Source organism: Pseudomonas sp. IT-P2 (assembly GCF_949767575.1).
GTDB lineage: Bacteria > Pseudomonadota > Gammaproteobacteria > Pseudomonadales > Pseudomonadaceae > Aquipseudomonas > Aquipseudomonas pharyngis.
This window is the reverse complement of sequence record NZ_CATKQA010000033.1, coordinates 645400-658303: the sequence shown is the minus strand read 5'-3', so window position 1 is coordinate 658303 and position 12904 is coordinate 645400. Positions and strand designations below refer to the sequence as shown.

Here is a 12904-nt window from a genome sequence, read left to right as displayed (position 1 = left end):
GCCAGTCGCAGCATTGAAGCCGGTAATGGTCAGCGTACTGCCCAACGGAGTGACGATGGATTGCGGGAAGCCTGCCGCCACACCGTTAGTGACCACGGCGATGCCGCCGATGGTCAGCGTGGTAACGCCGTCCAGCGCGGTGATGGTGAAGGTGCCGCTTTGGGTCAGGGCTGGAGCGTCAGGGCTGCTGCCGTCGCCGAGGTTTTTTTCGTAGATGGTGAGTTCACCGCCATTCACGTCGAGGCCGTTGATGATTACCGGATCGTCGTTGTTGTGGATCTGCAGCACCAGGTTGGCGGTGCTGGTGTCGCCGTCAGCATCGGTGATGGTGTAGGTGAAGGTTTCGGTGCCGTTGCCGCCGCCGTGCAGGGCTTTGAAATCGGCATCGCTGGTATTCAGCGTGTAGGTGTAAGTGCCGTTGGCGTTCAGCACCAAGGTGCCGTAAGTCCCGGTGAAAGTGCCTGCGGTGATCGGGCCAGCGTTTTCGCCGACGGGTACACGGTCGGCGCCCTGCACGTCGTTGGTCAGGACGTTGCCGCTCAGCGTGAGGTTGGTTTCCGACGCGGTGCCGGCGTTGCTGTCGTCCACGCCTTTTGGCAGGTCGTCGACGATGTTCACGTCCAGCGTGGCATTGGCGGTGGTGCCGTTGTCGTCGACCACGGTCACAGCGAACTGCTCGTTCAGCACGTTGGCGCCGTTGGCATTCGGGTGCGCTTCGTTGTCGACCAGGGTGTAGCTGTAGCTGACGACGCCGGTTGCAGCGTTGAACCCGGTGATGGTCAGTGTGCTGCCCAGTGGCGTAGTCACCGATTGTGGGAATCCTGCGGCTACGCCGTTAGTAACCACGGCAATGCCACCGATGGTCAGCGTGGTGACGCCGTCCAGCGCGGTGATGGTGAAGGTGCCGGTCTGGGTCAGGGCTCCCGAATCCGGGGCGCTACCGTCGCCGAGGTTTTTCTCGTAAACGGTGAGTTCACCACCCTCGACGTTCAACCCGTTGATGACCACAGGATCGTCGTTGTTGTGGATCTGCAGCACGAGGTTGGCGGTGCTGGTGTCGCCGTCGGCATCGGTCAGGGTGTAAGTGAACGTCTCGGTGCCATTGCCACCGCCATGCAGATTCTTGAAGTCCGCATCACTGGTATTCAGCGTGTAGGTGTAGGTGCCGTTGGCATTCAGCACCAACGTGCCGTAAGTGCCGATGAAGGTCCCGGGGGTGATCGGGCCGGCGTTTTCGCCGACAGGTACGCGGTCGGCGCCCTGCACGTCGTTGGTCAGGACGTTGCCGGTCAGGGTCAGTTGGGTCTCTGATGCCGTGCCATTGTTGTCATCGAACGCTTTCGGCACGTCGTCGGTGATGTTGACGTCCAGCGTGCCGGTGGCGGTGTCGCCATTGCTGTCGCCGGCGATCACGGTGAATTGCTCGCTGAGGTTGTTCGTCCCGTCGCCGGCTGCGTGAGTTTCGTTGCCGTTGAGGGTGTAGCTGTAACTGACCGTGCCGGTGGCCGGGTTGTAGCCGGTGATGGTCAGGGTGTTGCCCAGTTGCGTGGTGATCGATTGCGGGAAACCGATCGGCACGCCACCGACGATCACATTGATGCCGCCGATGCTCAGGCTGCTCAGACCGTCCGGCGCCGACACCGTGAAGCTGCCGGTCTGGGTCAGCGCGCCAGGGTTGGCGGCGGAACCGTCGGGCAGATTGGCTTCGTTGAGATTCAATTCGCCACCGGCAACAGACAGCCCGGTGAGTGTTACCGGGTTGTTGACTGGCGGTGGTGGTGGGGCGATCGGCGTGGTGTCGTCACCGTTGTCGATCACCGCGTTGTGACGTTCTTCGGGAAACTCGGGAATGCCATTGAAACCGGCGGTGGGGAAACCGATGACCGGATCGACCCGGCCCGCCACTTCGGTCAACAACACGAAACTGTGACCGCCACCCAGCGCGCCCGGCGCGCCACCGGTGGCTCCGGGGCCGGCCGCGGTCGCTTCGGCGGATTGGGTCGGGTCATCGCCGGCGGCAATGGCTTTCTGGATCTGTTCGACGTCGGTCAGTTGCGACTCGCTCGGGGTCACCGCTTCCGGTGCATTGACGTGTGCTGCCTGATCGGCGAGCAACTGGCCGGTCATGGTCAGGCTGCTGTCGCGACCGAGGGTCAGCTCCTGGCCATTTTGCAGATGGACGGCAACCGCCCCCTCCGCCCCGGTGATCAATTGATCCCCTGCAAACAGCCGATCGCCTTCGACCAATGGGCGCCGACTGCCGTCTGCCGATTGAGCGAAAACCTGACCAATGACTTTAGTGACGATCCCGATGAGCGTTGCCATGTGCATTCCTCCGCTGCCGACCACCGTCGGCGCTGGTTCGCGAAGCAGCCCATGGCTCAAGCGGGTTGTCGGGGCGACGCTCGCACCTCGACAGTTCGTTTCGCAGGTTGTGCAGATTCAGAAACTCCAGCGCCATCAGGCACTTGGAATCTCTGTTCACTGCAGCAGGCCCACTAGCGCTACGTAACGGTGGTGAATCACCCGAGTGACAAAAATCTGTCGCTCATCAGCCGCTACGCGTCCCTCCCCTTTAGCAGTACTTCGCCGTATGTCGCAAAGTGAGTGGAACTTTCCTCAAGCCTTTCTGTGCTCCCTAAAGCGCATAAAACAAAGGCTTTCGAGTGGAACAATGTGCTGGATTTGGCGAACCGCATAAGTTTTTTTTGGCATAACCCTTATGAAAATTTTTTCTTAGCTACGCTTCAGGATGTTCTTAGCTCTGTTGTTACAGACATGAAACGCTTTTTACTAAAAATATCGTCAATAAATTGGCGACAGCGAAACACCATCAGGACTCAGGGAGATGCATCCATGCGCGTACTAACCCCCCTCTGCAGCGCGGTTTTGCTGGCCATGGCTTGCACTTCCCAAGCCCAGGCCATGAACCTCACCGAGGCGATTCAGAGTACCATCGCCACCCACCCCGAACTGGCCTCGCGCGTGGATGCGCGCCTGTCGGCTGATGAACAGGTGAAGGTCGCCAAGGGCGGCTTCTATCCGTCGGTGGATCTGAACGCTGCTTACGGGCGCGGCTACAGCGACAACACCAACACCCGGGCCTTCGGTAACCACCACACCGAAATCCTCAATTACACCCAGTCCGAGCTGCGGCTGCGGCAGATGCTGTTCGACGGTTTCAACACCGCCAACGAAGTCGAGCGCACCAAGGGCGTTTCCAACTCGCGCGCCTATTACGCGCAAGGCACCGCCCAGGATCTGGCCCTGCGCACCATCGAGGTCTACCTTGAAGTGCTCAAGCGTCGCGAACTGGTGACCCTGGCCAAGAACAACCTGCAGGCGCACTTGCGGGTCAACGACCAGATTGGCCTGCGCACCGAGCGCGGGGTGGGCAGCACCGCCGACTCCGATCAATCGGTGGCCCGTAAGGCGCTGGCGCAAAACAACCTCGACACCGCCGAAGTCGATCTGGCGGATGCCGAGTCGAACTTCTACAGCGTGGTCGGGCGCATGCCGGATGAGCTGGAAACCCCGGCCTCGACCCGCGGCGAATTGCCCGCCACCTTGCCTGAAGCCCAACAGAGCATGGTCGAGAACAACCCGTACCTGAAATCTGCCCAGGCCGACGTGCAATCGGCCGAGAGCCAGTACGAAGTCGCCAAGTCGCCGTTCTATCCACGCTTCGACGCAGAAGCCGCCGTCGGCGCCAACAACAACGTGCAGGGTGACGAGGGCCACGACAACGAATGGCGGGTCGGCGTGGTGATGAACTACAACCTGTTCCGTGGCGGCAGCGACAAGGCGCGACTGGCCTCCGACGCGCACCAGATCAACCAGGCAATGGACATCCGCAACAACGCCCTGCGCCAGCTCAACGAGAACATTCACCTGGCCTGGAACGCCATGCTCAACGCCAGGAAACAGACCCCGACCGCCCGCGAATACGCCGAAACCACCAAGCGTGTACGCGCCGCGTATCAGGATCAGTTCGGCCTCGGCCAGCGCACCCTGCTGGACGTGCTCGACAGTGAAAACGAGCTGTACAACGCCAACCGTCGCTACACCGAAATCCGCTACACCGAGGAATACTCGATGTACCGCGTGCTGGCGAACATGGGCCAGTTGTTGAGCAAGCAACGGGTGGTGCTGCCGGCCGATGCGATTGCTGCGACCGAGGTGAAAAACGAAGCGCGCTTGCCCGAGCTGAAATAACCACACTGCCGAAGGCTGTGTTTTTGATCGTTCCCACGCTCTGCGTGGGAATGCAGCCCGTGACGCTCCGCGTCACTGGACGCAGAGCGTCCCTAGAGGCATTCCCACGCAGAGCGTGGGAACGATCAGTACGGTTCGACGCTTCGACGTGGGAACGATCAACACAGGGTTGATGTGGATAGCCGAGCCAGTTCAACGGGAGCGATCAATATGACCAGCATGCAACCCGGTAACACCGGGATCGATCCGCGGCTGAGTTTCGATGACCCGTTGCTCGACGGTCTGTTGATCCTCTGCAAACTGCATGGCGCGACGGTCAGTCGCGCCAGCCTGAGCGCCGGGCTGCCCCTGGACAAACAACGCCTGAGCCTGGACCTGCTGCCCCGCGCCGCAGCCCGGGCCGGGTTGCAGGCGCGCTTGCTGCGCCGGGAACTCAAGGACATTTCACCGCTGAACCTGCCGGTGCTGTTGTTGCTGGGCAACGGGCGCACGGCAGTGCTGCGGCGGTTTGCCGAAGATGGCAAGGCGCTGATCCTGCCCAGCGAAGCCGACGGCGGCGAGCAATGGGTCAGCCGTGAAGAACTCACCGAACACTACAGCGGCCAGGCCTTGTTCGCCCGGCCACGGCATGAACTGGAAGACCTGCGCTCGCCGCTGGTGCCACGGGTGCAGGCGTGGTTTCGCGACACCCTGAAGCTGTCGAAATGGCTCTACAGCGACGCGATTCTTGCCAGTTTCCTGATCAACCTGCTGGGCCTGATGGTGCCGCTGTTCGTCATGCAGACCTACGATCGCGTGGTGCCGAACCAGGCCACGTCGACCCTGTGGGTGCTGGCCATCGGGCTGCTGATCGGCACCGGTTTCGAACTGGTGCTGCGGGTGGTGCGCGCGCACCTGCTGGACACTGCCGGCAAGAAGACCGACGTGATCCTTTCCGCGACTTTATTCGAACGCATCACCGGCATGGCGATGAAAGCCCGGCCGGCGACCATCGGCGGCTTCGCCCAGAGCATTCATGATTTTCAGGGCCTGCGCGAATTTCTCACCGCCGTGACCCTGACCAGCCTGATCGACCTGCCCTTCGTGGTGTTGATGCTGGTGGTGATCGGCCTGCTCGGCGGCTGGCTGGTGGTGATTCCACTGCTGGCATTTCCGATCACGATCGTGTTCGCGATGATCATTCAGGCCCGTCTGCGCGACACCGTGCAGAAAAGCCTCAGCCTCGGCGCCGAGCGCCAGGCATTGCTGATCGAAACCCTCGGCGGCCTGGAAACCCTCAAGGCGTGCAGCGCCGAAAGCGAGCGTCAACACAAATGGGAGAGCACCCACGGCGCCCTCACCCGCCTCGACAGCCATGCCCGTAATCTCTCGGCGCTGGCCACCAACGGCACGCTGTTCATCCAGCAGTTTTCGGGGATGGCGACGATTGTGGCCGGGGTTTACAGCATCATCGCCGGCAACCTCAGTGTCGGTGCGCTGGTGGCGACTTACATGCTCGGCAGCCGCGTGCTGGCGCCGCTGGGCCAGATCGCCGGGCTGATCACCCGCTACCAGCAAGCGCAACTGACCATGAAAAGCACCGACGCGCTGATGTCCCTGCCTCAGGAGCGCGACGGCAAACAGCGGCCGCTGGAGCGCACGCAACTGCAAGGTGCGCTGGACGCCAACGCGGTGACCTTCCACTACAACGGCCAGAATGCCCCGGCCCTGAGCAACGTCAGTTTCAGCGTCAGACCCGGCGAACGGATCGGCATCATCGGCCGCAGCGGCTCGGGCAAAAGCACCCTGGCGCGACTGGTGATGGGCTTCTACGAACCGGACGAAGGCCAGTTGCTGCTCGACGGCCTCGACCTGCGGCAACTGGATGTCGCCGACCTGCGCCAGCAGATCGGTTATGTCGCCCACGACCTGCCGCTGCTGGCCGGCAGCCTGCGTGACAACCTGACCCTCGGCGCCCGCTACATCAGCGATTCACGGATGCTCGAAGTGGCCGAACTGACCGGCGTCACCGAGCTTGCACGGCAGCACCCGCAAGGCTTCGACCGGCCGGTGGGCGAGCGCGGGCAACTGCTCTCCGGTGGCCAGCGCCAAGCCGTACTGCTGGCGCGGGCGCTGTTGCTCGACCCACCGATCATGCTGCTCGACGAACCGACCAGCGCCATGGACAACAGCAGCGAAGACGTCTTGCGCCAGAAGCTGCACGGCTGGGTGCAGGGCAAAACCTTGCTGCTGGTCACCCACCGCACTTCAATGCTGAGCCTGGTGGACCGGTTGCTGGTGCTGGACAACGGCCGGATCGTCGCCGACGGTCCGAAAGAAGCGGTCATCGATGCGTTGCGCAAGGGCCGGGTCGGCTCGGCAGCGGTCTAGGAGTTACCCCATGTCTGCTTCCTCCTCCTCAAAACCGCGCGGTTACTTCGACAGCTTCGGTAAAAGCGCCGAAGCCGAATTCATGCCGGAAACCGCCGGTGCTTCGCTGCAGGATTCGCCACGCTGGTCGCGGATCACCGTGTGGCTGGCGGCGGCGCTGCTGATCAGTGCGCTGGTCTGGGCCAAGTTCGCGGTGTTGCAGGAAGTGACCATGGGCGAAGGCAAGGCGATTCCGTCGAGCAAGGTCCAGGTGATCCAGAACCTGGAGGGCGGGATCGTCACCGAGATCTTCGTGCGCGAAGGACAAATGGTCGACAAGGGCGACAAACTGCTGCGCCTGGACGACACGCGGTTTCTGTCGAACAAGGGTGAGAGCGAGGCCGATCGTTATGCCTTGACCGCGCAGGTCGAACGCTTGTCCGCCGAAGCAGAGGGCCGGCCGTTCAAGCTGTCGGACGAAGTGATCGCCAAGGCGCCGCAAGTGGCCGAGGACGAGCGTTCGCTGTATGAACAACGGCAGCGGCGGCTGGCCAGCGAACAGAGAACCCTCAGCGAACAACTGCGGCAGAAGACTCAGGAGCTGGCGGAGTTTCGCTCGAAACAGGGGCAATACAGTTCGAGCCTGGCGCTGGTCAATCAGGAAATGAACATGTCCGAACCGCTGGTCAAGACCGGTGCCGTGTCGCCGGTGGAGATCTTGCGGCTCAAGCGCAGTGCGGTGGAAATCCGCGGTTCCCTGAACGCCACGACCCTGGCCATTCCCCGCGCCGAATCGGCCATCGCCGAGATCCGCAGCAAGATCGACGAATCGGAACAGTCCTTCCGCTCCGAAGCGGCCAAAGAGCTCAACGAGAAACGCACCGACCTGTCGAAAATCACCGCGTCGAGCATCGCCATCGACGACCGCGTCAGCCGCACCACCGTGACTTCGCCGGTGCATGGGGTGATCAAGCAGATGAAGGTCAACACCATCGGCGGCGTGGTGCAGCCGGGCAGTGACATGGTGGAAATCGTGCCGTTGGAAGACAACCTGCTGATCGAAGCCAAGGTCCGCCCTCAGGACGTGGCGTTCCTGCATCCGGGCCAGAAAGCCATGGTCAAGTTCAGCGCCTACGACTACACGATCTACGGCGGGCTCAGCGCCAAGCTTGAGCTGATCGGCGCCGACACCATCACTGATGACAAGGGCAACAGCTTCTACCTGATTCAGGTGCGCACCGACAAAAACCATTTGGGCGGGGATGTGAAACCGTTGCTGATCATTCCGGGGATGGTCGCGACGGTGGACATCATTACCGGGGAGAAAAGCGTGCTGGATTACCTGCTCAAACCGGTGCTGAAAGCCCGGACCGAGGCGATGCGCGAGCGCTAGTGATTGATCGCTCTCACGTTGATCGTTCCCACGCTCTGCGTGGGAATGCATCCAGTGACGCTCTGCGTCACCGTCTCGAAGGGACGCGGAGCGTCCCGGGCGGCATTCCCACGCGGAGCGTGGGAACGATCAGGCGATCAGTATCCGTCCGATCAGCCTCCGTGATTCTTCTGGAAAGTCTCCTCCCCCATCGCCGCAATCTGCCCCTCGATCAGCGCCTCGAACGGTTTAAGCAACGGCTCGAACGAGGCCGGCGCTTCCAGCGTCTGCAACGCCTGAACAATCGCCTCAATCGTCGACAACGCCCCTGGCTCCGGAGCCTTGCGCAGCCGATACCGCGAAACCCCGCCCTGGGCCAACGTCACCCGCGGCAACGCCGCCAGCAACGGATTGAGGTGCAACATCTTGCGCGCCTTGCGCCACGTGCCGTCCGGCACCACCAGCAACAGCGGTTCATCGCAAGCCGCGTAAGCCTGCATCGGCTGCGCATCGTCCGCCGGGAACAACAACCGTGCCCGATACCCCGGCCGATTCAGCAGCGCGGGCAAATCCTCGAATACCTCACCGACGATCAGCTCGGCATTGTTCAACCCAAGCGCCGCCAGCCGCGCGGTGTTGAGCGCGTGATTGACCTCACTCGGGTGCTGCAACAGCAACACCCGGGTGCGGCTGTCGAGGCTGGGGATCAGCGGGCACAGGCAATGGGTTTGTGGGCGCAGGCAGCGCGGGCATTGGGGTCTGGACATTGTCTTATGCCTGATTGAGCTGCGCTTTGAGCAGGTCGCGGAAAGTCTGGATCAGCGGCTCGCGGCTGCGGCCACGGCGCATGATCATGGAAAACGGCGCCTGATAGCCGAAGGTGGCCGGCAGCAGCACCCGCAGGTCGCCCTTGTCGGCCCAGGCCTGGGCGTAGTGCTCCGGCAGGTAACCGATGTAGGCGCCGGACAGCACCAGAATCAGCTGCGCCTCCATACTTTCCACGGTCGCGGCGCTGTGTTTGAAACCGTGGCGCGCCAGTTCGGCCTGGCTCCAGTAACCGCGCCCGACCATGCGTTGCTGGGTGATGACCTGCTCGGGAATCCGCCGTTCGTTGAACAGCGGGTGCCGGTTGCTGCAATACAGCCAGTGCTGCTCGCGATACAGCGGCATGTACACCAGACCGCTCATGCGCGTGGAAAACGCGCCAATGGCCAGATCGAGACGATTGTCCTGCACGCCGAGTTGCAGCTCATACGGGCTCATCACCGACAAATGCAGATGCACCGCCGGGTGTTCCTGGCTGTAGGCGCCGATGGCTTCGGCGAACGGCAAGGCCTTGTCGCTGACCGTGGAGTCGATCACCCCGAGGTTGAGCGTGCCGCGCAACTCGCCCTTGAGCGCCGCGGCGTATTGCTCGAAACCTTCAAGCTCCGCGAGCAGGCGCAGGGTTTCCTGATGGAACAGCTCGCCCTTGCTGGTCAGGCTGAAACCACCGCGCCCGCGATGGCACAGCACCAGACCCAGCGCGGCTTCGAGCTGACTCATGTAGGTGCTGATCGCCGAGGTCGACAGGTTGAGTTCCTGCTGCGCGTTGGCAAACCCCTGATGGCGCACGACGCTGACGAAGATGCGCAAAAGTTTCAGGTCGGGTAAAGCGTTGGCCATGTCTACTCCAAGGATCGTTCCCCATAGATCGTTCCCACGCTCTGCGTGGGAATGCCGCCTTGGACGCTCTGCGTCCGCTTCACGGCTGTGACGCGGAGCGTCACGGGATGCATTCCCACGCCGAGCGTGGGAACGATCAGCGAGAAGTCTATCCATCTCCCTCGCATTAGTTTAGAAATTTCTGAACTAAGTATTTGCCCGTAGCGATTCTTCCGCCTCACTACATTTCGCAGAATCGGCCCACAGCGGTGCCCGTGACCTTGCGAATACGGCGTGCCGACATAAATAAAACAAAGACGATGAGGCCCTACCCGTGGACAAGATTCTTCACCAACCACTGGGCGGCAACGAAATGCCGCGCTTCGGCGGCATCGCCACCATGCTCCGACTCCCCCATGTACCGACCGCTGCCGGTCTGGACGCTGCCTTCGTTGGCGTGCCGCTGGACATCGGTACTTCGCTGCGCCCCGGCACCCGCTTCGGGCCGCGCGACATCCGCACCGAATCGGTGATGATCCGCCCGTACAACATGGCCACCGGCGCTGCGCCGTTCGACTCGCTGTCGGTTGCCGACATCGGTGACGTGGCGATCAACACCTTCAACCTGCTCGACGCCGTGCGCATCATCGAAGAAGCCTACGACAACATCCTCGAGCACAACGTGATCCCGATGACCCTGGGTGGCGACCACACCATCACCCTGCCGATCCTGCGTGCGATCCACAAAAAGCACGGCAAGGTCGGTCTGGTGCACATCGACGCTCACGCTGATGTCAACGATCACATGTTCGGCGAGAAGATCGCCCACGGTACGACCTTCCGTCGTGCGGTCGAAGAAGGTCTTCTGGACTGCGACCGTGTGGTGCAGATCGGTCTGCGGGCGCAGGGTTACACCGCCGACGACTTCAACTGGAGCCGCGATCAGGGCTTCCGCGTCGTTCAGGCCGAAGAGTGCTGGCACAAGTCGCTGGCGCCGCTGATGGCTGAAGTGCGCGAGAAAGTCGGTGGCGGCCCGGTGTACCTGAGCTTCGACATCGACGGCATCGACCCGGCCTGGGCGCCAGGCACCGGCACCCCGGAAATCGGTGGTCTGACGACCATTCAGGCGATTGAAATCGTTCGCGGCTGCCAGGGCCTCGACCTGATCGGCTGCGATCTGGTAGAAGTCTCGCCCGCTTATGACACCACCGGCAACACCTCGCTGCTGGCCGCCAACCTGCTGTACGAAATGCTCTGCGTACTGCCGGGCGTGGTCCACCGCTGAGGGTCGGGTCATGAACGAACGTGATCAGGTTCTGAAAGCGGCCGCCGCTCTGGTGTCCGCCTTCGCCCGCAACGATCGCGAAGCCTACTTCGGCGCGTTCAGCGCCGATGCGAGCTTTGTGTTCTACACCCTCGAACAGCCCTTGCTGTCGCGCGATGCCTATCAGGCGTTGTGGGACAACTGGCGCGCCGAGGATGGCTTCGAGGTGCTGTCCTGCACCTCGAGCAACGCCTTCGTCAGCCTGCAGGGTGACGTGGCGATTTTCATCCATGACGTGGCCACCGAGCTGCGCATGCAAGGGGAGCAACACTTCAGCCAGGAGCGCGAGACGATTGTTTTCAGAAAACAAGCGTCGAGCCTAGAACAACAAGGCCATTGGCTGGCCTGCCACGAACATTTGTCCGCAATGCCGGAAGGGCTGCCATCCCCTTAGCCAAACAGGTGACGCCTCACACACGATGAGGCGCGCCTTTATGATCGGAGCAGATCATGAATAACAACAACAACGACCAAAGCCTTACGCAAATTGAAACCCACGGGGTCGAACAGATCCCGGACAACGAACGCACCGCCGGTCCCGTGGACTTGTTCCGCATGATCTTTGGCGGCGCGAATACCTTTGCCACCGCCGTGCTCGGCAGTTTCCCGGTGCTGTTCGGCCTGTCCTTTCAGGCGGGCGTCTGGGCGATTGTCTCGGGCGTGCTGCTCGGCTCGCTGATCCTTGCACCGATGGGCCTGTTCGGCCCGCTCAACGGCACCAACAATGCCGTGTCGTCCGGTGCGCACTTCGGCGTGCACGGGCGGATCGTCGGTTCGTTCCTGTCGCTGCTGACCGCCATCGCCTTCTTCTCGCTCTCGGTGTGGAGTTCGGGGGATGCGCTGATCGGTGGTGCAAAACGCCTGATCGGCCTGCCGGAAACCGACCTGACCCTGGGCCTGGCCTACGGTCTGTTCGCGATTCTGGTGCTGACCGTGTGCATCTACGGCTTCCGCTTCCTGCTGTGGGTGAACAAGGTCGCGGTGTGGAGCGCGAGCCTGCTGTTCCTGCTGGGCATCTTCGCTTTCGCAGGCCCGTTCGATTCGCACTACGCCGGCACCGTCAGCCTCGGCCAGCCGGGCTTCTGGGCCGCGTTCATCGGCGCCGCGCTGGTGGCCATGAGCAACCCGATTTCCTTCGGCGCGTTCCTCGGCGACTGGGCCCGCTACATCCCGCGTGAAACCTCGCGCCAGCGGATCATGGCGGCGGTGGTGCTCTCGCAGATCGCCACCTTCATCCCGTTCCTGTTCGGCCTGACCACCGCGACCATCGTCGCGATTCAGGCGCCGGACTACATCGCGGCCAACAACTACGTCGGCGGTCTGCTGGCGGTGTCGCCGAGCTGGTTCTTCCTGCCGGTGTGCCTGATTGCGGTGATCGGCGGCATGTCCACCGGCACCACCTCGCTGTATGGCACCGGGCTGGACATGTCGAGCGTGTTCCCGCGTCTGCTGTCGCGGGTCAAGGCGACGCTGCTGATCGGCGTGCTGTCGATTGCCTTCATCTTCATCGGGCGCTTTGCGGCGAATCTGGTGCAGAGCGTGTCGACCTTCGCCGTGCTGATCATCACCTGCACCACCCCGTGGATGGTGATCATGATCATCGGCCTGGTGGTGCGTCGCGGCTTCTACTGCCCGGACGACCTGCAAGTGTTCACTCGCGGCGAGCAAGGCGGACGCTACTGGTTCAGCCACGGCTGGAACTGGCGCGGCCTGGGCGCGTGGATCCCGAGCGCGGCGGTCGGCCTGTGCTTCGTCAACCTGCCGGGGCAGTTCGTGGGTCCGCTGGGTGAACTGGCCGGCGGCATCGACATCAGCCTGCTGGTGACCCTCGGTCTGGCCTCGGTGATGTACCTGATGCTGCTGAGCCTGTTCCCGGAGCCGGCGCTGGTCTACGGCCCGAAGGATCCCCGCAGCAAAGGCGCGCATGCGCCGGCTGAAGCGGCGCTGCGTCAGGCTGCCTGATCAACCTTGTGGGAGCGGGCTTGCTCCCACAAGGGCAG

At 62.6% G+C, this 12904-nt stretch carries 9 protein-coding genes; 6 read left to right on the top strand and 3 right to left on the bottom strand.

The window, feature by feature from the left end; translation table 11 throughout:
- Positions 1–2325: retention module-containing protein (locus tag ACM6JM_RS19260; RefSeq protein WP_414882347.1), on the bottom strand; the 2325-nt coding region annotated here is incomplete at its 3' end.
- A gap of 531 nt (positions 2326–2856) precedes the next feature.
- Between ACM6JM_RS19260 and ACM6JM_RS19255 the strand changes: the two genes are divergently transcribed.
- From ACM6JM_RS19255 to ACM6JM_RS19245, 3 genes are all read left to right on the top strand, one after another.
- On the top strand, positions 2857–4215 hold the full coding sequence (locus tag ACM6JM_RS19255) for a TolC family outer membrane protein (protein ID WP_074691154.1): 1359 nt from the start codon (positions 2857–2859) through the stop codon (positions 4213–4215).
- Positions 4216–4425: 210 nt separating this feature from the next.
- Positions 4426–6585, top strand: coding sequence for a type I secretion system permease/ATPase (locus ACM6JM_RS19250; RefSeq protein ID WP_414882346.1), 2160 nt, complete (start codon positions 4426–4428; stop codon positions 6583–6585).
- A gap of 10 nt (positions 6586–6595) precedes the next feature.
- Positions 6596–7957 (top strand): HlyD family type I secretion periplasmic adaptor subunit, encoded by a 1362-nt coding sequence (locus tag ACM6JM_RS19245; protein ID WP_414882345.1) that lies wholly within the window; start codon positions 6596–6598, stop codon positions 7955–7957.
- A 152-nt stretch (positions 7958–8109) separates the two neighbouring features.
- Here the strand turns inward: ACM6JM_RS19245 and ACM6JM_RS19240 are convergent, their stop codons facing one another.
- Both ACM6JM_RS19240 and ACM6JM_RS19235 read right to left on the bottom strand, forming a co-directional pair.
- The gene (locus ACM6JM_RS19240) at positions 8110–8703 is read right to left on the bottom strand and encodes a tRNA-uridine aminocarboxypropyltransferase (protein ID WP_103385749.1); all 594 of its coding nucleotides are present in this window, start codon (positions 8701–8703) and stop codon (positions 8110–8112) included.
- 4 nt (positions 8704–8707) lie between these two features.
- Positions 8708–9601, bottom strand: coding sequence for a LysR family transcriptional regulator (locus tag ACM6JM_RS19235; protein ID WP_039772530.1), 894 nt, complete (start codon positions 9599–9601; stop codon positions 8708–8710).
- 313 nt (positions 9602–9914) lie between these two features.
- On the opposite strand from ACM6JM_RS19235, the gene speB reads away from it, so the two are divergent.
- From speB to ACM6JM_RS19220, 3 genes are read left to right on the top strand one after another with little or no spacing between them, the layout of a single operon-like run.
- Positions 9915–10865 (top strand): agmatinase, encoded by a 951-nt coding sequence (gene speB / locus ACM6JM_RS19230; protein ID WP_003222717.1) that lies wholly within the window; start codon positions 9915–9917, stop codon positions 10863–10865.
- 10 nt (positions 10866–10875) lie between these two features.
- Positions 10876–11298, top strand: coding sequence for a YybH family protein (locus ACM6JM_RS19225; protein ID WP_103385750.1), 423 nt, complete (start codon positions 10876–10878; stop codon positions 11296–11298).
- 56 nt (positions 11299–11354) lie between these two features.
- Positions 11355–12866 (top strand): purine-cytosine permease family protein, encoded by a 1512-nt coding sequence (locus ACM6JM_RS19220; protein WP_064594245.1) that lies wholly within the window; start codon positions 11355–11357, stop codon positions 12864–12866.
- The last annotated feature ends 38 nt before the right edge of the window (positions 12867–12904 follow it).